This is a genomic window from Streptomyces viridosporus T7A, assembly GCF_008704515.1.
GTDB classification, from domain to species: Bacteria; Actinomycetota; Actinomycetes; order Streptomycetales; family Streptomycetaceae; genus Streptomyces; species Streptomyces viridosporus.
This window is the reverse complement of sequence record NZ_CP023700.1, coordinates 3,797,882-3,816,750: the sequence shown is the minus strand read 5'-3', so window position 1 is coordinate 3,816,750 and position 18,869 is coordinate 3,797,882. Positions and strand designations below refer to the sequence as shown.

Below are 18,869 nucleotides of genomic sequence, written 5' to 3'. Positions count from 1 at the left end.
GTGTCACCGTCGTCGCCGAACCGACGCACCGCCAGGGGAACCGGGCGGCGACGGCGGCGTATTCCGCCCCGCTCAGTCGTCCAGGTCCACCCGCACCGTCAGCAGCCCCGCTCCGAGGGTCCGTACGGCCGCGCTGTTGAAGCGGGGCAGGGCGCGCAGCCGGGCGACGGGGTCGTCGTCGGGCAGCAGGTGGGCGGTGCCGGTGTGCCAGCGGCCCCGGAGGCGCACCCGCACCCGGGGGTCCGCCTGGATGTTGCGGACGTACTGGGACCGCTCGCCGAACTCCGACACCAGCCAGAAGGAGCCCCCGGTCCGCCGCCCGCCCACCGGGGTCCGGCGGGGCAGGCCGGAGACCCGGCCCGTGGTCTCCAGCACGGTCTGCAACGGCAGCCGGCGCAGGACGGGGTTGATCCGGCGCTGGAAGGCGGTGGCGATCCGGTACTTGCGTTCGGCGCGGGAGGGCCGAGGGGTCCGAGGGGTCATCGCGGGCGAGCCTACCGCCGGCCCAGGAAGATCGGGTTGGTGAAGGCGGCGAGCGCCCCCGGCAGTGGGCCCGCCGCCGTCTCGTGCCGCAACTCGGCCCGCACGTAGGCGGCGTACGACGGGGTGGTCCGCCACTCCACCACCCCCGAGCCGGACACCGGCAGCGGGGCGCTCGTGTGCAGGACGCCCTGGTCGGTGACGAGGCGGACCGTGCAGCGCGGGGCGCCGGTCACCTCCAGGCGGACGGTGACCGGGGTGTCCCCGTCCACCCTCAGCCGCTCGCCGATCCCGGCGTGCTCACCGCGCCCGCCGGAGGCGGTGAAGGCGAGGGAGACGTGCCGGGACTCGGCCACGTACGAGCGCCCCGCGCGGATGCCCTCCCGGACCGCCGCCCGGGACAGGTCGTCGGCGAGGACGACGGTCTGCGGGTGGCCGACGACGTCCGGGTCGCGATGGGCGTCGCTGCCGCCCATCGCCGGGATCCAGCCGCGCCCGTCCCGCACCGAGGCGACCAGCGTGCCGTCCCAGTCGGCGAGCGCCACCTCGTCGTCGGGCGTCCAGGGACCGTTCCACACCTCCACGGCGTCCGCCTCGCCGAAGCCGAACTTCCAGGCGCAGCCGATGCAGGTGGCGTGCGGGTGGGCGGGGACGACCAGGCCGCCGGCGCGGCGGATCTGCCGGGCGAACCGGCCGAAGCGGTCGTCGCGGGCGCGGTAGCGCCAGTCGACGAAGGTGCCGGGGTCGGTGCCGAGCGCCACGACGTGCCCGTTGCGCGTGGTGACCTCCTCGCCCAGCAGGACGAGCAGGTCGTCGCCCGCCGCCTCGGCCCAATGGGCGTGCGCGGAGTGGGTGTTGTGCTCGGAGCTGTTGATGAAGTCCAGCCCGGCCGCGCGGGCGAGCGCGGCGATCTCGGCGGGGGTGCGGCGGCCGTCGGAGTGCCAGGAGTGCAGATGGCAGTCGCCCCGGTACCAGGCCCGCCCCCGGCCCCCGGCCCGCTCGGGCGGATACACGGGCCGCGCCGTCTGCCCGGGTTCGCCGTGCGTCAGCGTGACGGTGATCTCGTACGACAGGCCCTGCGGGGCCACGGTGTACGGGCCCAGCGCGATGTGCCAGGTGCCCGCGCGCACCGGGCCGGGGAGGTAGCCCGGGGTGGCGTCGTCGGCGCGGAGGAAGAACGCGGTGCGGGCCCCGCCCGACCAGCCGCGGAAGCCCCGGCCGCCCAACTCCGTGCCGCGCTCGTCGAAGAGGCCGATGTCGAGGGCGTTGCCGGGGGTGCCGGCCGGTACGGCGGGCCGGTCGTAGGTGTAGGCGACGGCGATCTCGCGCACGCCGTCCGGCACCTCGACGGGGACGTACACGAAGTCGGGGGCGCCCGGCGGGAGGGTGCCGCGCACCGTCCTCGTCTCCCGGGGCCCCGGGGACCCCCGGCCGTCGCGGTCCGCCGCGGAAGCGAAGCTCACGCCTCCCAACGTAATCGCGGCGGCCGTACCCGTCGCGAAGACGGCGCGCCGTCCGATCGCGGTGCGGTGCTCCTGCGCGGTGCGGTGCTCCTCGCACATGCTGCTGCTCCCAGGGGGTCGGGTGGTGACGGGACTCAGGGGGAGGGGAACGGGGCTCGGGGGTGACGGATCCCGGGCGGGGGACAGGTCTCGGGCGGTGCGGGGACGGCGCGGTGCCACCTTGGTAGTGAGCGGTGAACTGCCGTGCAAGGCAAGGGAATCGGCGGATTGCGCGGGGGAGGAGCGATCCGCGGCGCAGGCCCGGCCCGCGGCGCAGGGCCCTCTCCGGCGGGCCGAGGCGATGCCGACCGGTCGGTATGGACAGATGGGGCGGGCGGCGGTATTGATGGGTCCGTCGTCCGCGTACGAAAGGCCGCCCATGCGCATCGCCGTCACGATCTTCCTCACCGACGAGACGATCACCCCCGTCCGGCTCGCCCGGGAGCTGGAGCAGCGCGGGTTCGCCGGGCTGTACCTGCCCGAGCACACGCACATCCCCGTCGAGCGGACCACCCCGTACCCGGCGGGCGGTGAACTGCCCCGCGAGTACGGCCGCACCCTGGACCCCTTCGTCGCGCTCGGGCAGGCCGCCGCCGTCACCGAGCGGCTCGGGGTCGCCACCGGCATCACGCTCGCCGCGCAGCACGACCCGATCGACCTGGCCAAGCAGATCGCCACCCTGGACCACCTCTCCGGCGGCCGGTTCACGCTCGGGCTCGGCTTCGGCTGGAACGTCGAGGAGGCCGCCGACCACGGAGTGCAGTGGCGCACCCGGCGCGAACTGGTCCGGGACCGGATGGGCCTGATGCGGGCGCTGTGGACGGAGGAACCGACCGCGTACGAGGGCGAGTTCGGCAGCGTCCGGGCCAGCTTCGCGTACCCCAAGCCGGTGCAGAAGCCGCGCGGTCCGGTCGTCGGCCCGCGCACGCTGATCGGCGGGGCGGCCGGGCCGAGGCTGTTCGCGCACCTCTGCGAGTACGCCGACGGCTGGCTGCCCATCGGCGGGCGCGGCCTGTCCGAGTCGCTGCCGGCGCTGCGCTCCGCCTGGGCCGACGCGGGCCGCGACCCGGCCGCGCTCCAGGTCGTGCCGTACGCCGTCCTCCCCACCCCGGGCAAGCTCGCCCACTTCGCCGAACTCGGCATCGAGGAGACCGTGGTGCAGCTGCCGCCGGCGGGGGAGGCGGAGGTGCTGCGGGCGCTGGACGCGTACCAGCCGTTCGTCGACGCCCGGTGAGCGCCCGTCGGGCGCCCGGCCGCCCTTTGCCCTGATCACCCCGAACGTATGCTCAAAGGATGACGACCTCCGCGGCCTCCGGAACCGGCCCCACCGAGAACTCCCTGCGTCGCGCTCTCAAACGCGCCCGGGACGGCGTCTCCCTGGACGTCTCCGAGGCCGCGGTCCTGCTCCAGGCGCGCGGTGAGCACCTGACGGACCTGTCCGCCTCGGCCGCCCGGGTCCGGGACGCGGGGCTCGAGGCGGCGGGCCGTCCCGGTGTCATCACGTACTCGAAGAGCGTCTTCGTCCCGCTGACCCGGCTGTGCCGGGACAAGTGCCACTACTGCACGTTCGTCACCGTGCCCGGCAAGCTGCGCCGCGCCGGGCACGGGATGTTCATGTCGCCGGACGAGGTGCTGGACATCGCCCGCAGGGGCGCCGCCGCCGGCTGCAAGGAAGCCCTCATCACCCTCGGCGACAAGCCCGAGGACCGCTGGCCCGAGGCGCGCGAATGGCTCGACGCGCACGGCTACGACGACACGATCGCCTACGTCCGCGCGATCTCCATCCGCATCCTGGAGGAGACGGGCCTGCTGCCCCACCTCAACCCGGGCGTGCTGACCTGGACCGACTTCCAGCGCCTGAAGCCGGTCGCGCCCTCCATGGGCATGATGCTGGAGACCACCGCGACCCGCCTGTGGTCCGAGCCGGGCGGCCCGCACCACGGCTCCCCGGACAAGGAGCCGGCCGTGCGGCTACGCGTGCTGGAGGACGCGGGCCGCTCCTCCGTCCCCTTCACCTCCGGCATCCTCATCGGCATCGGCGAGACCTACGAGGAGCGCGCCGAGTCCCTCTTCGCCCTGCGCCGGGTCTCCCGCGCCCACCACGGCCTGCAGGAGGTGATCGTCCAGAACTTCCGCGCCAAGCCGGACACCGCGATGCGCGGCATGCCGGACGCGGAACTCGACGAGCTGGTCGCCACGGTCGCCGTCGCCCGGCACGTGCTGGGCCCGTCCGCCTGTCTCCAGGCCCCGCCGAACCTGGTCGACTCCGAGTACGGGCGGCTGATCGCGGCGGGCATCGACGACTGGGGCGGCATCTCCCCGCTCACCATCGACCACGTCAACCCCGAGCGGCCCTGGCCGCAGATCGACGAACTGGCCGAGAAGTCCCGGGCGGCCGGCTTCGAGCTGCGCGAACGCCTCTGCGTCTACCCGGAGTTCGTCACCCGAGGCGAGCCCTGGCTGGACCCGCGGCTGCGCCCGCACGTGGCCGCGCTCGCCGACCCGGCCACGGGTCTGGCCCGCCCGGACGCGGTGGTCGAGGGCCGCCCCTGGCAGGAGCCGGACGAGGCGTTCACCGCGAGCGGCCGCACCGACCTGCACCGCACCATCGACACCGAGGGCCGCACCGCCGACCGCCGCGACGACTTCGACGAGGTCTACGGCGACTGGGAGGCCCTGCGCGAGGCCGCCGTCCCCGGGATGGCGCCGCAGCGCATCGACACCGATGTGCGCGCGGCCCTGCGCACGGCGGCCGACGACCCGACGCGGCTGACCGACGCCGAGGCCCTCGCCCTGCTGCACGCGGACGGCCCGGCGCTGGACGCGCTGTGCGGGGTGGCGGACGACGTGCGCAAGTCGGCGGTGGGCGACGACGTCACCTACATCGTCACCCGCAACATCAACTTCACCAACGTCTGCTACACCGGCTGCCGCTTCTGCGCCTTCGCCCAGCGCCGCACCGACGCCGACGCGTACACGCTTTCGCTGGACCAGGTGGCCGACCGGGCCCAACAGGCGTGGGACGTGGGCGCGGTGGAGGTCTGCATGCAGGGCGGCATCCACCCCGACCTGCCCGGCACCGCGTACTTCGACATCGCGCGGGCGGTCAAGGAGCGCGTCCCCGGCCTGCACGTGCACGCCTTCTCCCCGATGGAGGTGGTGAACGGCGCGGCCCGCACCGGCCTGTCGATCCGCGAGTGGCTGACGGCGGCCCGGGAGGCGGGCCTGGACACCATCCCGGGCACGGCGGCGGAGATCCTCGACGACGAGGTCCGCTGGATCCTGACCAAGGGCAAGCTGCCGGCGGCGACCTGGATCGAGGTCGTCGAGACGGCCCACGAGCTGGGCATCCGGTCGAGCTCGACGATGATGTACGGCCACGTCGACCAGCCCCGCCACTGGCTCGGGCACCTGCGCACCCTGGCGGGGATCCAGCAGCGGACCGGGGGCTTCACGGAGTTCGTGACGCTCCCCTTCGTGCACACCAACGCCCCGGTCTACCTGGCCGGCATCGCCCGTCCCGGTCCGACGGTCCGCGACAACCGCGCGGTCACGGCGATGGCCCGCCTCCTGCTCCACCCGCACATCCCCCACATCCAGACGAGCTGGGTCAAGCTGGGCGCGGAGGGGGCGGCTCAGATGCTCCGCTCGGGCGCGAACGACCTCGGCGGCACCCTCATGGAGGAGACCATCTCCCGCATGGCGGGCTCCTCCTACGGCTCCTACAAGTCGGTCAAGGACCTGATCGCGGTCGCGGAGGCCGCCGGCCGCCCGGCGAAGCCCCGCACCACCCTGTACGGCGAGGTCCCGGAGGAACGCCGGCGCGCGGCCGAGGCCTCGGACGGGCACCTGCCGGAGCTGCTGCCGGTGCTGGACGGGAACGGCGGGACGGCGGGGACGGCAGGAAGTGCGGGAACGGCAGGAAGTGCGGGGGCGGCGGGGACGAGGCAGGGCACGGGCTGGCAGTAGGATGATCCGACCCCTGTTGTCGGGGATCGGAACTCCGTCCGACCGAGGAGATGCGTACCGGTGCCAGCCCGTCTTCCTTCGTGGGCCTGGGTGACCGGGCTGACCACGGGGGCGATAGCCGTGGTGGCCGTCCTGGCGGTGCAGGCCGACCAGGGGGCGAAGCCCACCGCCGCCACGAGCCGGCCGAGTGCGTCGGCGACGGCGGACGCGAAGCCGTCCGCGGAGTCGTCCGCGGAACCGGAGGCGGAGAGGAAGCCGGTGGCGGTACCGGACGGCTCCGGGACGGGCCGCCGGATCGTCTACTCCCTCGGCCAGCAGCGGGTGTGGCTGGTCGACGCCAGCGACGCCGCCCGCCGCTCCTTCACGGTGTGGCCGGGGACGGTCCCCCCGGACCCCGGCTCCTACACGATCGGCACCCGCACCGAGGCCACGACCGGGAGCGACGGCGTGGAGATCGAGCACATCCTCTACTTCACCGCGAAGTCCGGCGTCTCCGTCGCCTTCTCCAACGCCGTGGACGGCTCCTCGCCCCCGCCCCCCGCCTCGGGCGCCCGGACCGGCGGCATCCGCGTCGCCAAGGCCGACGGAGAGGCCCTGTGGGCCTTCGGCACGGCGGGGACGACGGTCCGGGTCGTGGAGTAGCCGCACGGGCCCGGAGCCTCCCGCCCGCCACGCGTCCGGCGGACGCCCGCCACGCGTCCGGCAGGGCGCCCGGAGCGGGCGGCCGGCACGGTGGCCCGGGGCGGGCGTCCGACGCCGATCCGGGCGGCCACGTGTGGCCGGACCCGACCACTTCGGTCACTTCTCCCATACCTCCCTGCTCCTGAACCGGACCTCCCGGTTCGATTACAGTGCTGGGCGTCGCACGTACGGACGGTGCCTGGGAGGTCTGGGTGGGGGCGACTGCCGGGCCCGTGTGGGGGCGCCGTGAGCAGCAGGACTTCCGCAGCCGGGTGCGTGGGACGCTGCTCGGGGCGGCCGTCGGGGACGCGCTCGGCGCGCCCGTGGACGGGCTGGACCTCGACGCGATCCGCCGGGCGCACGGCGCCGGGGGCCTCGCCGACCTCGCCCCCGCCTACGGCCGGCGCGGTGCCGTCACCCACCACACCCAGCTCACCCTCTTCTCCGTGGACGGCCTGATCCGCGCCCAGGTGCGGCGCGACACCGGCGCCTGGCACCCACCCACCGACCTGCACCGGGCGTACCTGCGCTGGGCCACCACCCAGCGCGACTGGGGCCCGGACGAGCGCCGCGAGGAAGACGGCTGGCTGGCCCGCGAGGAGTGGCTGTACGCCCGCCGCGACCCGGCCCGCGCGCTGCTGATCGGGCTCGGCGACGAGACGATGGGGACGCCGGCGGCGCCCAAGAACCCCGCCGAGGCCGGACCGGAGGCCGCCGCCCGTTCCGCGCCGTTCGGCCTGCTCGTCGGCTGGGAGCCGCAGCTCGTCGCCCAGCTCGCGGTGGAGTGCGCGGCACAGACCCACGGGCGTCCCACCGCCTGCCTCGCGGCGGGCGCGTACGCCGTGATCGTGCACGCGCTGGCCCGGGGCGAGCACCTGGACGCGGCGGTGCAGCAGACGCTCGCGCTGCTGGCCGCGCGGCCCGGTCACGAGCCGGTGTCCGAAGCACTGCAGCAGGCGCTGGGGGCCGTGCGGCAGGGCGTGCCCACGCCGGAGCGGGTGACCCAGCTGGTCGGCGCCGCGACCGCCGAGGGCGCCGTGGCCGCCGCCGTGTACTGCGCCCTGGTGGGCGAGGACGTACGGCACGGGCTGCGGCTGTCGGTCAACCACGACGGGCCCTCGGCCGCGACCGGCGCCCTCACCGGCGGTCTGCTCGGCGCCCTGCACGGCGAGACGGCACTCCCGCCGGCCTGGCTGGTCGAACTGGAGGGCCGCCCCACGATCCTGGAGCTCGCCGACGACTTCGCCATGGAGATGACCCAGGGCCCCGCCCTGCACGGGCCCGGCGGCTCGTCCCCCGCGTGGCTGGCGCGCTACCCGCGGGGCGCCTGAGGCCCCGCGGGGCGCGGGTCAGTCCTTCATCGGCGCGGGCGCCCCGTCCTGCGCCGGCACCGCCGCCGCGGCCGAGCCGTCGCCGTCGGTGTTGATGCGCTCGATGAGCGCCAGCCGCTCCGGGGTGTCCTCCGGCTTCGCGTAGCCGATGAGGACGTACAGGACCAGGGAGACGGCCAGCGGGATCGAGACCTGGTACTCCAGCGGCACGCCGCCGTCGACGGACCAGTGGATCGGGTAGTTCACCAGCCAGAAGGCCAGCAGGCCGGTCGCCCAACTGGTGAGCGCGGCCGTCGGGCCGGAGCGGCGGAACGGCCGCAGCAGGCCCAGCATCATCGGGATGGCGATCGGGCCCATCAGTCCGGCCACCCACTTGATGACGACCGTGATGATGTCCTTGAAGGTCGGCGAGTCGACCTGGGTCGCCACCGCCATGGACAGGCCGAGGAAGACCACCGTCGTCACCCGCGCCGCGATCAGGCCCGAACGCTCGCCCCACGCCCGCGCCCTGGCCGACAGCACCGGTGCCACGTCGCGGGTGAAGACGGCCGCGATGGCGTTGGCGTCCGAGGAGCACATGGCCATCGTGTGGGAGAAGAAGCCGACGATGACCAGGCCCAGCAGGCCGTGCGGCAGCAGCTGTTCGGTCATCAGGGCGTAGGAGTCGGAGCCGTCCGCCTTCCGGGAGTCCACCAGCAGCGGCGACATCCACATCGGGAAGAACAGCACCAGCGGCCAGACCAGCCACAGCACCGCGGAGAGCCGTGCCGAACGCTCGGCCTCCCGGGGGGTGGGGGTGGCCATGTAGCGCTGGGCCTGGTTGAGCATGCCGCCGTTGTACTCGAACAGCTTGATGAAGAGGAACGCCAGCAGGAAGACCGTGCCGTACGGGCCGACCAGCGGCTCCCCGTGACCCTGGAGTTCGGGCTCGTCCCAGGCGCCGAAGAAGCCGCCGTGGTCGTCGAGTTCGGCGAGGACGGCGAAGAGCATCGCGAGCCCGGCCAGCAACTGGATGACGAACTGGCCGAGTTCGGTCAGCGCGTCCGCCCACAGGCCGCCGATGGTGCAGTAGACCGCCGTGACCGCACCGGTGATGAGGATGCCCTGGTTGAGCGAGACGCCGGTGAACACCGACAGCAGGGTGGCGATCGCCGCCCACTTCGCGCCCACGTCCACGATCTTCAGCAGCATGCCGGACCAGGCCAGCGCCTGCTGGGTCTTCAGGTCGTAGCGGTTCTTCAGGTACTCCAGCGGGGACGCGACGTGGAGCCGGGAGCGCAGCCGGTTGATCCGGGGGGCGAACAGCTTCGACCCGATGGCGATGCCCAGGGCGATGGGGAAGGACCAGGTGACGAAGGACGTCACGCCGTAGGTGTAGGCGATGCCCGCGTACCCGGTGAACATCACCGCGCTGTAGCCCGACATGTGGTGGGAGATCCCGGAGAGCCACCACGGCATCCTGCCGCCGGCCGTGAAGAAGTCGCTGACGTTGTCCACCCGCTTGTGGGACCAGATGCCGATGGCGATCATCACGGCGAAGTAGCCGATGAGCACCGCCCAGTCGAGACTGTTCATGTCCCCCCTTCCGGGGTCCGCCTTGTGAACTCCACTCACCCGGTTGGCACTTCGCCTGAGTGGGGTAGGGGCGAGAAGCGCCGCGAAGTGCCCGCTCATCGTGGGTGGGGTGGCGTGGGCGCGACAAGAAAGGGTCAGGTCAAGAGGAGGCAAAAATGTTCGACTAGGTGACCTTGGTTCATGTATGTGAACGAGGAGGGTGTCGTGGAATCCGCACCGCGAACCGGCGGGAAGGGCGCCCGGGGGCCGGTCGGACGGGTCGTCTCAGCGCAGTTCGTCCGGGCAGGGCGTGCCCCGCGACCACTGGTACGGCGCCTCCAGCCGGTACGTGCCCGCCTTCGGGGCGAGCAGCATCGTCCACCGGTCGCCGTTCGCGTCCTCCTCCGTCTCCCTCAGGCAGCCGTGGACGTTCTCGTACGTCTTCGGCGCACCCTCGGGACGGTTCTTCGACTCCTCCGTCTCCTGCGGCGGATCCAGCTTGTCGCCCTCGGCGTCGACGATGCTCAGCCACGGCGAGTACGGGATGCGGACGAGGACGCGGCCCGCCTTCTCCACGCGCAGCGTCATCCCGCCCTGCTCGGCCCGCTCCACCACCGTGTCCGGCTCGGCCAGCGGGGTCGGGTCGCTCACCTCGAACAGCTGCCAGTTGGCGTCGCCCCAGATCTGCTTCAGGTACGGCAGCCCGCGCTGCACCAGCTCCCGCTCCCGCTGGCCGCCGTCACCGTCCGGCTCGTCCTTCGGCAGCACCACGAAGTGCACGCCCCAGCGCTTCAGCCACGCGTGGTAGTTCGCCGAGTTGAGCGTGTCGTCGTAGAAGAGCGGGTTGCGCTCCATGTCGGCCTGCCGGTTCCAGCCACGGGCCAGGTTGACGTACGGGGCGAGGGCGGAGGCCTCGCGGTGCGAGCGGGCCGGGACGACCTCCACCCGGCCCCGCTCGGCGCCGACCTCCTGGAGCTCGTTCACCAGCGGCGCCAGCTCGCGCGCCCAGGACGCCCGCGGGGTGGTGTGCACGACGTCGTCGACCGACTTGAAGCCGATCCAGCCGGTGAAGAAGACGGAGGCGACCACGATCGCGTACCACTTGCGGGACCTCGGCGCCGCGAACGGCAGCGCGGCCACCAGCGCCACGCCCGCGAACAGCATCGCCAGCCGCGTGATGTTCGAGCCGATCTGCGAGCTGATCAGCCAGACCAGCACCACCCCGAGCCCGTACACCGCGGACGTGATGCGGACGGTCTTCCACTCCCGGGGCACCAGGACGACCACCAGGACCGAGTACAGCAGCGGCAGGACCACCGAGCCGAGGCCCATCGGCTGCGTCCCCGAGAACGGGAACAGCCAGGCCGACACCGCCACCACCGCACTCGGCGCCAGCCCGAGCGCCCACGCCCCGGGCAGGCGCTTCTGGAAGAACAGCGCCACCGCCACCAGACCCACGAACAACCCCGCGACCGGCGAGGCCATCGTGGCCAGGGCCGCCAGCGGGGCCGCGCACAGGGCCTTCGCCCAGCGTTTGTAGCGCCACCGGTACGGCCAGCAGAAGACGACCGCGACCGCGCCGAGCGCGAACATGGTGCCCAGCCCGAACGTCACCCGTCCCGATGCCGCGTTGCACAGCAGCGCGAACACGCCCGCGAGCGCCGCCCACAGGGGATTGCGCACACCCCGGCTGCGCATGAGGACCAGCGTCAGCAGCCCCGCCGACACCGTCCCCGCGATCATCATCGTCGTCCGCACCCCGAGGAGCGACATCAGGTACGGGGACACCACGCTGTACGACACCGGGTGCATACCGCCGTACCAGGCCAGGTTGTACGCGGAGTCGGGGTGCCGGCCGACGAACTCGGCCCACGCGTCCTGCGCCGCCAGGTCGCCGCCGCTGTTGGCGAACGTGAAGAACCAGACGACGTGCAGGAGACCGGCGAGGGCGGTGACGGACAGGACGGGGTGCCGCAGCACACGGGCGCGCACGGCGAGGACGGCGGCCCCGGCACGGGAGGTGCGGGGGCCGCCGCCGGTGCCGTCAGGGGCGGGGACCGTGGGGGCCTCCGGACGCGCCGTGGGGTCTTGCGGGTGCGCCGTGGGGTCCCCCGGGTGCTGCGCGTCGGGCACGCGTATTCGCGGTCCGGTTCCCGAGCCGGTGCCCCGGCCCGGATCGGCGTCGTCGGCGCGTGTCGGCTCCGCAGTGGCCACCTGAAGGCACTCCCCGTGTCCCGTCTCCTGTGCGCGGCCGCGTTCCGGTGACCGGCGGCCTGCCCGTTTCGTGACGCTAGCACGCACCCCGTCGGCCGTCGCCCGGGCGGGGACGGCCGACGGGGTGCAAGCGTGCGCGCCGCGCACGCGCGTCCCGGATCAGGAGACGCGCGTCAGCTTGTCCGTGAAGCCGGGTTCCACCAGGTCCTCCTGGAGGGCGACCGGCACCTTGACGGCGCTGCTCGTGCCGTCCCCCACGGTGAGCGTGCCCACCTTGGTGCCGGCCTCCGCCTGGTGCGGCAGGTCGTCGTCCGCGGCGAACGTCAGCTTCACCGACAGCCCCGCCCAGCCGACGGCCTCGACGTCCTCGGTGACGGCGACGGGGGTGCGGCCGCCGAGACCGTCGTCCACGTACCCGACCACGGTGCCCTTCTTCAGGATCGTCGCCGACTCCAACGCGCCCTGCGCGGCCCGGATCAGCAGGTCGCTCGAGGTGAGGGCGGCGGACAGGATGGTGTTCTCCTTGCCGCCCGCGGGCTGGCGGACCACGGCGCCGATGATGAGCCGGGTCTCGCCGTCGACCTCCTTCTTCGCGGCGAACACGAGGTTGCCGAGCGCGGAGGTGGTGGTGCCGGTCTTGATGCCGACGACGCCGTTGCTGCCGACCAGCTGGTTCCAGTTGGGCCAGTTCTTGCCCTTGTAGTCGTCGTACGACATCATCGCGGCGACCTCGCGGAACACGGGCTGCTGCATCGCGGCCTTGGCCAGCTTCACCTGGTCCACGGCCGTGCTCACGGTGGTGTTGTTCAGCCCCGAGGGGTCGGTGTACGTCGTGTCGGTCATGCCGAGGTCCTTCGCGGCCTCGTTCATCTTCTCGACGAACGCCTCCTCGGACCCCGCGTCCCAACGGGCGAGCAGTCGCGCCACGTTGTTCGCGGACGCGATCAGGACGGCCTCGATCGCCTCCCGCTGGGAGATCTCGTCGCCCGCGGTGACGTCGACGGTCGACTCGTCACCGGCGTCGGACTGCTTCTCGGCGAGCTCGTCGATCTTGATCATCGGCCCCTCGGCGCCGCTCTTGAGCGGGTGGTCGCGCAGGACCAGGTACGCGGTCATGACCTTGGCGACACTGGCGATCGGCACGGGCTTCTGCTCGCCGGAGGAGCCGAACGTGCCGATGCCCTGGACGTCGAGCGCGGCCTGCCCGGACGCCGGCCACGGGATGTCGACCTTGTCGCCCTCGAAGGTGTAGCTGTCCTGGGCGGTGAGCTCGAGCGTGGGCGCCGGCAGCGGGCGGACGTTCTGCACGATCGCGAAGACGATGACCAGCAGCAGGACCAGCGGCGTCCAGATCTTGACCCGCCGCACGGCCGTCCGCAGCGGGGTCTCCGGCGGCGGCGGGGTGTTGGTCAGCTCGGCCAGCAGGTCCAGCGGCGGCTTGGGCGGCAGCGGCTGCTGCGTCGTCCGCTCGGGCTCGACCTGCGGGGCGGGGGCGGCGGTCGCGCCGGCGGGCGCGGGGGGACGCGCGGCCGGCGGCGCGGTGCGCAGCGCGGTGGTGGCGTCCTCACCACGCGGCGGCTTGCGGGTGCCGGGGTCGTCGAACTCCTTCAGCGCGACGAACTTGCTGGTCCGCTCGGCCGCGGCCTCGGGCTTGGACTCGGACGCGCTGTCGGACGTGGCCTTGGCGCCCGCGTCGCCCCACTTGAGCATGGTGGTGGGCTGGTCGACGGGGGGCGCGGAGGGAGGCCTGGTCCTGAAGACGGCGGTGGGCTGATCGACGGGGCCCTCGGCCTTGGTCCGGGAGCCGGACTCGGTGTCGGTGTCGGTGTCGGTGTCGGAGGGATCGTCGTCGTCGGCCTTCGGGCCGCCGGCCTCGGGGGCGGCCCCGGCACCGGCCTCACGGGAGTCGGTGGACGGGTCCGCGTCGTCGTCGGCGTCGGAATCGTCGGCGTCGTCGGAGGCCGAGCCGCCGTCGGCGGTCCGGTCGGCGGGAGCGGTCTTCGGGGAGCTCGTGGACGGGTCCGCGTCCGGGGACGCGTCGTCGTCCCCGGACGGACCCGCCTCGGGGGCGTCGTCCGCGTCGCCCGTCGCCGTGGGGGCGCCGCCGCGGGGCTCGTCCCCGTCCTCGCCGTGGGACGCGTCGTCCGCGGCGCCCTCGGCCCCACCGGTCGCGTCCGGGGCCGGACCGGCCTCCGGGGCTTCCCGCACGGCCTCCCCGGGCCCCGCGTCGCCCGCGTCGGCGGTGGCGCCCCGGGACGGCCCGTCCGCCTCGGACCCGGACGCGTCGGACGCGCCCTCGTCGGCGTCCGTGCCCCTGTTCTCGCCCTTGTTCCCGTCCTCGTCGTCGTCCTCGTCGTCGGCCTTCGGGCCCCCGGCAGGAGCGGTCGCCCGCTCCGAGGCGTCTCCCGCGTCGCTCCCGGTCCCCGCACCGGCGCCGGCGCCGTCCTGGGCGGTGGCCTTCCCGCCGTCGGCCGGGGCGTCCTCGGCCCCGTCCTCGGACTCCGCCGCCCCGCCGGTGCCCGCACCGGGCTCCGCCGGGCGCACCCACGAGGCCACCGCCTCGCTCAGCCGACCGGCACCCTCCGCAGCAGAATCGTCACGGCCCCCGGTGGACGCGTCGTCGGCCGCCGCGTCCTCCGTCGCCTCACGCACCGACAGCACCCGGGTGGCCGTGTCGCCGCTCCCGCGGTTCTTGGAAGACGCGGCCTCGCGGGCCACCGCCAACCGGGGGTCCCGCTCCTCGGCGGAGTTCCTCGCCTCGGGAACCGGACCCGCGCTCCCCGACGTCGGTCCTGCCGACGACTCGCGCTGCTTCGACCTGTCGGGGGACTCGCCCGCCACCGATGCCTCCTCGCATGTGCCGCACGCCCCGCGTGCGCCAACCCAACCGTGAACCATCGCCCGCGACAACGCTCCGCGCGTTGTCCGAACCCTGTACCAGTGTCCTGTGTTGCGGGCCGATCCCACGTGCTAGACGAGAACGACATACCTACCGGTTCCCTTACGAACCGGTCACGCACCCTCGACAGACCAATGTGAGAGGGGTCACCCTGTCATTCATCCACGCGGGGAGGCATGGATGGGCAGGAGCCGCAGAACACTTCCGGAGGAGCTTCTGCTGCTGGCGTTGGACCCGACCACGGGTACCACCGCACAGCCGCAGTCGCTCGACCTCGGTCTGGCCGGAGCACAGCTAGTGGAGCTGGCGCTGGCCGGACGGATAGCCCCAGACGGGGATCGTATCGCCGTGGTGGTGCCACGGCCGACTGGAGATCCGACATTGGACTGCGCGTTGGAGTTGCTGCGAAGGCGCGGCGCTCCGGTACGGGCCGTCCACTGGATCGGCGGGCCGCGTCTCGGGCTCCGCCAGACCTACCTCTCGCATCTGGAGCGCTGCGGCATGGTGCACGCCGTGGCGGGACAGATGTGCGGGGTCTTGCCGACGACTCGCTACCAGGCGACGGACACCGAGATCAGCCGGGAGATCAGGGCCCGGCTGGACTCCGCGATCCGCACCGGCGTTCCGCCGGACCCGCGGACCGCGGCGCTCGCCGCACTGGCGCACGCGGTCGGCCTCGGCAAGCACCTGTACCCGGGGAACGAGGGACGCTCCTCGCGCTCCCGGTTGCGGGACCTGATCCGGCACGACCCGATGGGCGGCCTCGTGGCGCACGCCGTGATGGACGTTCAGAACGGCGTGGCGGCCCAGCCGCGCCGCAGCCCCGCCGCGGCCGGCCGTCAGGCCCCCGCCGGGGGCCGGGGCGCGACGGAACCCGCCCGAGGCGTTCCGGCGCAACCGCACCGCGGATCCATGGCGCGTGTCGTGGCCCACTGAACCGCACGTCCCCCGAGGGGCCCACGACGCACCGCGGACGCACGGCACGACACCGCGGAACCGGTCACGGGAGCCGCTGTCCGAGCGGGGCGGAGGGAGTACACGGGACTCCCTCCGCCCCGCTAGGCGTGCCCGGAACCGGCGTCCGTGCCGTCACCGTTTCGCGAACCGGCGCGTACCCGCCGTATATCCACCGTTTCCCAGCGGTAGGAAGCACCTTGGTGGCAATCTGCTCGACAGCAGATACGCAAAGTGGCAAGTATGAGGCATGCAGCCGGAGGTGCACGTCCCGTGGCATCCAATGTCAATCCCACCGTCAGGCGGCGCCGGCTGGGCCAGGAGTTGCGCAGGCTCCGCGAACTCAAGGGCATGACCGCCGAGGAAGTGGCGGAACGGCTGCTGGTGTCGCAGTCGAAGATCAGCCGGTTGGAGAACGGCCGGCGCAGCATCAGCCAGCGCGACGTCCGCGACCTGTGCGGGGTCTACGAGGTGGAGGACCAGCGCATCGTCGACTCGCTGATGCAGATGGCCAAGGACTCGCGCCAGCAGGGCTGGTGGCACGCCTTCGGCGACATCCCGTACAGCGTCTACATCGGCCTGGAGACGGACGCGGAGTCGCTCAGGGTCTACGAACCCCAGATCATCACCGGCCTGTTGCAGACCCGCGCGTACGCCGAGGCGATCGTCCAGGGCGGTTCGCCGGAGTCGTCCGAGCAGGAGAACGACAAGCGGGTCGAGGTCCGCCTGCGCAGGCAGAGCCGCATCACCGCCGAGAAGGACCCGCTGCGGCTGTGGGTGGTGCTGGACGAGGCGTCGCTGCGGCGGGTCGTCGGAAGCCGGCAGGTGATGCGCGAACAGCTCGAGCACGTCATGGAGTTGTCCCAGCTCCCGCACATCACCGTGCAGGTGCTGCCGTTCGAGGTGGGCGCGCACGCCGGTATCAACGGCCAGTACTCGATCCTGGAGTTCGCCGACGCGGCCGACTCGAGCGTCGTGTACATCGAGGGCGTGACCAGTGACCTGTACCTGGAGAAGCCGCACGACGTGCAGAAGTACACCGTGATGTACGAGCACCTGCGGGCCCAGTCCCTGAACGTGGATCAGTCCCGTCAGCTCGTCGAGCGCATCGCGAAGGACTACGCACGCTGATCCGCCGTCATGTGGAGGCGAACCTTACACCTCTGGCATGACCGTCGGGAAGACTCGTCCGGAATATGCCATCCGGTCGAGTGAATGGCCGCTTCGGAAGAGGATGGTGGCGAGTAGCGTCGATCACGCCACCCACCAGTGGGGGGTGGCGCAATCCGTTCTGCGGGTCCATGCCGGAATGCGCAGCCCGGGACGGCAACTCAGCAACTGGCTACGGAGCGAACATGGCAATTCGTCTGGGTGCCACGGAAACGTGGACGACATCCACCTACACCAACAACAACGGCGCGTGCGTGATGGTCAGGTCGACCCACCGGGAAGCGCTGGAACTCGGGGACACCAAGGTCCCCGAGGGTCCGAAGCTGGCCTTTCCCGCGGACGCGTGGAGCGCCTTCGTGGCCTCGGTGAAGGACTGATCGGACCGGCGACCGCCCCACGGACCACTGGTGCCGGAGCCACCGGCACGGACGCCCCGGGCACCGGTGCCGTCGGCACGGACGTCGTCGGCACCCGCACCACGGGTACCGGTACCACGGGTACCGGTACCGCCGAAAGGGCCCTCTCGACCAGCTCGCCGTCCTAGCCGAGAGGGCCCCGGTGCGCGGCCCGGCCTCCTGCCGCTCAGCTCACCGGGAAAGCCACGTCGCACACCGGGTCCTCGGCCCCGGCGGCGTCCCAGTCCGCGAAGTACACCTCCCGGCAGGGGCCCGCCGGTGACAGCCCCTCGGCGGCCATCCACTGCTCCACCGCTTCGAAGGCGGCCATGATCTGCGGATGCGCCACCTGCGCCTTGGTGATCCGGGTGCGGGCCAGCCGTCGGGCCGGCTCCACCCGTACCGCCGTCTCCCAGGACCGGCCCCGCCGCGCGGCCCACTCCCGCGCCGCCGCCTCGTCGGCGACCGGGACGCACGCCTCGGCGGGGCCGTCGCTCTCCATCGACACCTCGGAGTGGTACACCACGAACGGCTCCCCGGTCATGCCCCCGCACTCCCGGGCCGCCTCCTCCAGCCGCCCCAGCGAGGCCCCGATCCACGCCGGCAACTCGTCCACCAGCGTGTGCCGCGTCTCGGTGATCAGCACCTGTTCGGGCACGTCCACCGTCTCGACCACGAACTTCCCGTACATCTCGGAGCTCCTCCCCGACAACCGTCCACGGAGGTACGCGGCGAGCGTCCGCTGCCCGGCGACCCGCGCCTCGACGTTCGCCCAGTAGGCGTCGAGCCGGTCGGCCGCCGTCGCACCGTCGTCCGCGTCGACGACCTCGGCGATCACCGCCAGCGGCATGTCCAGCTGCCGCAACAGTGCGATCGTCCGGGCCCGTCCGACCTGACCGGCCCGGTAGAACCGGTAACCGGTCCCCCCGTCGACCCGCGCCGGGGCCAGCAGCCCCAGACGGTCGTACAGCCGCAGGGCCTTGGCCGACAGCCGCGCCCGCGCCGCGAACGCGCCGATCCCGAGCAGTTCCTCGTCCACCCCGTCATCCTCCGTCGCCGGGCGGCCCTTCCGCCCGGCGACACCGAGGCTCTGCCCTGTCCCAGGGGCAAGGTCAACGGGGTGCCGGAAGTCAGCCGAGCGCCTTCTCCACCGCCGCCACGACCTCGGCCGACTCCGGCTCGGTCTGCGGCGAGAAGCGGGCGACGACCTCACCGTCCCGCCCGATCAGGAACTTCTCGAAGTTCCAGCGGACGTCCCCGTCGTGCCCCTCGGCGTCGGCGAAGCCGACCAGCCGCTGGTACAGGGCGTGCCGGCCCTCCCCGTTCACCTCGACCTTCTCGGTCATCGGGAAGGTCACGCCGTACGTCGCCGAACAGAACTCGGCGATCTCCTCCGCGCTGCCCGGCTCCTGCCCGAGGAACTGGTTGCAGGGCACGCCCAGCACCGTGAAGCCGCGCTCCGCGTACCGCTCGTGCAGCCGCTCCAGCCCGGCGTACTGCGGGGTCAGCCCGCACTTGGAGGCCACGTTCACGACGAGCACGGCCCGCCCCGCGTACTGCGCGAGCCCGGCGGAGCCACCGTTCAGGGCACCGATCTCGACATCGAGGGGGGAGGCGCCGTCGCGGCCGTTGTTCGCTGCGTTCTCTGCGTTCTCTGTGTTTTCTGTGTTCTCTGCGTTCGCCATGAACGGATGCTAGCCCCGCGGCGTGACCTTCCCGT

At 73.1% G+C, this 18,869-nt stretch carries 14 protein-coding genes; 7 read left to right on the top strand and 7 right to left on the bottom strand.

The window, feature by feature from the left end; genetic code table 11:
* Positions 1–72: 72 nt before the first annotated feature.
* Together CP969_RS17540 and CP969_RS17535 are read right to left on the bottom strand one after the other, a co-directional pair.
* Positions 73–483 carry a nitroreductase/quinone reductase family protein gene (locus tag CP969_RS17540; RefSeq protein ID WP_016825781.1) on the bottom strand — a complete coding sequence of 137 codons (411 nt, stop codon included), beginning with the start codon at positions 481–483 and terminating at the stop codon, positions 73–75.
* A gap of 11 nt (positions 484–494) precedes the next feature.
* Positions 495–2,042, bottom strand: a complete 1,548-nt coding sequence (locus CP969_RS17535) for a CehA/McbA family metallohydrolase (RefSeq protein WP_016825782.1) — start codon at positions 2,040–2,042, stop codon at positions 495–497.
* A 319-nt stretch (positions 2,043–2,361) separates the two neighbouring features.
* Between CP969_RS17535 and CP969_RS17530 the strand changes: the two genes are divergently transcribed.
* The 4 genes from CP969_RS17530 to CP969_RS17515 all read left to right on the top strand — a co-directional run bounded on the left by CP969_RS17530 (position 2,362) and on the right by CP969_RS17515 (position 7,963).
* Entirely contained in the window at positions 2,362–3,216 is an 855-nt protein-coding gene (locus CP969_RS17530) for an LLM class F420-dependent oxidoreductase (RefSeq protein WP_016825783.1), read from the top strand.
* A 59-nt stretch (positions 3,217–3,275) separates the two neighbouring features.
* Positions 3,276–5,951: a bifunctional FO biosynthesis protein CofGH gene (locus CP969_RS17525; protein WP_016825784.1), complete on the top strand. Its 2,676-nt coding sequence runs from the start codon at positions 3,276–3,278 to the stop codon at positions 5,949–5,951.
* A 60-nt stretch (positions 5,952–6,011) separates the two neighbouring features.
* Positions 6,012–6,593: a hypothetical protein gene (locus CP969_RS17520; RefSeq protein WP_078495396.1), complete on the top strand. Its 582-nt coding sequence runs from the start codon at positions 6,012–6,014 to the stop codon at positions 6,591–6,593.
* Positions 6,594–6,844: 251 nt separating this feature from the next.
* Positions 6,845–7,963, top strand: a complete 1,119-nt coding sequence (locus tag CP969_RS17515) for an ADP-ribosylglycohydrolase family protein (RefSeq protein ID WP_026085097.1) — start codon at positions 6,845–6,847, stop codon at positions 7,961–7,963.
* Positions 7,964–7,981: 18 nt separating this feature from the next.
* On the opposite strand, the gene CP969_RS17510 is transcribed toward CP969_RS17515, so the two are convergent.
* From CP969_RS17510 to CP969_RS17500, 3 genes are all read right to left on the bottom strand, one after another.
* The gene (locus CP969_RS17510) at positions 7,982–9,538 is read right to left on the bottom strand and encodes a sodium:solute symporter family protein (protein ID WP_016825787.1); all 1,557 of its coding nucleotides are present in this window, start codon (positions 9,536–9,538) and stop codon (positions 7,982–7,984) included.
* Positions 9,539–9,802: 264 nt separating this feature from the next.
* Positions 9,803–11,731 (bottom strand): membrane protein, encoded by a 1,929-nt coding sequence (locus CP969_RS17505; protein ID WP_016825788.1) that lies wholly within the window; start codon positions 11,729–11,731, stop codon positions 9,803–9,805.
* A gap of 159 nt (positions 11,732–11,890) precedes the next feature.
* The gene (locus CP969_RS17500) at positions 11,891–14,572 is read right to left on the bottom strand and encodes a D-alanyl-D-alanine carboxypeptidase (protein ID WP_026085098.1); all 2,682 of its coding nucleotides are present in this window, start codon (positions 14,570–14,572) and stop codon (positions 11,891–11,893) included.
* Positions 14,573–14,810: 238 nt separating this feature from the next.
* Between CP969_RS17500 and CP969_RS17495 the strand changes: the two genes are divergently transcribed.
* The 3 genes from CP969_RS17495 (at position 14,811) to CP969_RS17485 (ending at position 17,131) form a co-directional block, all read left to right on the top strand.
* Positions 14,811–15,566 carry a GOLPH3/VPS74 family protein gene (locus tag CP969_RS17495; protein WP_004986743.1) on the top strand — a complete coding sequence of 252 codons (756 nt, stop codon included), beginning with the start codon at positions 14,811–14,813 and terminating at the stop codon, positions 15,564–15,566.
* Between the two features lie 291 nt (positions 15,567–15,857).
* Positions 15,858–16,715: a helix-turn-helix domain-containing protein gene (locus CP969_RS17490; RefSeq protein WP_004986744.1), complete on the top strand. Its 858-nt coding sequence runs from the start codon at positions 15,858–15,860 to the stop codon at positions 16,713–16,715.
* 224 nt (positions 16,716–16,939) lie between these two features.
* Positions 16,940–17,131 carry a DUF397 domain-containing protein gene (locus CP969_RS17485; protein WP_026085099.1) on the top strand — a complete coding sequence of 64 codons (192 nt, stop codon included), beginning with the start codon at positions 16,940–16,942 and terminating at the stop codon, positions 17,129–17,131.
* Between the two features lie 205 nt (positions 17,132–17,336).
* Here the strand turns inward: CP969_RS17485 and CP969_RS17480 are convergent, their stop codons facing one another.
* Together CP969_RS17480 and CP969_RS17475 are read right to left on the bottom strand one after the other, a co-directional pair.
* A complete protein-coding gene (locus tag CP969_RS17480) occupies positions 17,337–18,188 on the bottom strand; it encodes a MerR family transcriptional regulator (RefSeq protein ID WP_016825793.1) in 852 nt (283 codons plus the stop codon).
* 91 nt (positions 18,189–18,279) lie between these two features.
* On the bottom strand, positions 18,280–18,834 hold the full coding sequence (locus tag CP969_RS17475) for a glutathione peroxidase (protein WP_016825794.1): 555 nt from the start codon (positions 18,832–18,834) through the stop codon (positions 18,280–18,282).
* Positions 18,835–18,869 lie beyond the last annotated feature (35 nt).

Bases quoted from the DNA above. Each gene is read 5' to 3' on its own strand.
- CP969_RS17530 (WP_016825783.1), top strand. From the start codon at position 2,362: ATGCGCATCGCCGTCACGATCTTCCTCACCGACGAGACGATCACCCCC.
- CP969_RS17495 (WP_004986743.1), top strand. From the start codon at position 14,811: ATGGGCAGGAGCCGCAGAACACTTCCGGAGGAGCTTCTGCTGCTGGCG.
- CP969_RS17535 (WP_016825782.1), bottom strand. From the start codon at position 2,042: ATGTGCGAGGAGCACCGCACCGCGCAGGAGCACCGCACCGCGATCGGA.
- CP969_RS17540 (WP_016825781.1), bottom strand. From the start codon at position 483: ATGACCCCTCGGACCCCTCGGCCCTCCCGCGCCGAACGCAAGTACCGG.
- CP969_RS17525 (WP_016825784.1), top strand. From the start codon at position 3,276: ATGACGACCTCCGCGGCCTCCGGAACCGGCCCCACCGAGAACTCCCTG.
- CP969_RS17510 (WP_016825787.1), bottom strand. From the start codon at position 9,538: ATGAACAGTCTCGACTGGGCGGTGCTCATCGGCTACTTCGCCGTGATG.
- CP969_RS17485 (WP_026085099.1), top strand. From the start codon at position 16,940: ATGGCAATTCGTCTGGGTGCCACGGAAACGTGGACGACATCCACCTAC.
- CP969_RS17475 (WP_016825794.1), bottom strand. From the start codon at position 18,834: ATGGCGAACGCAGAGAACACAGAAAACACAGAGAACGCAGAGAACGCA.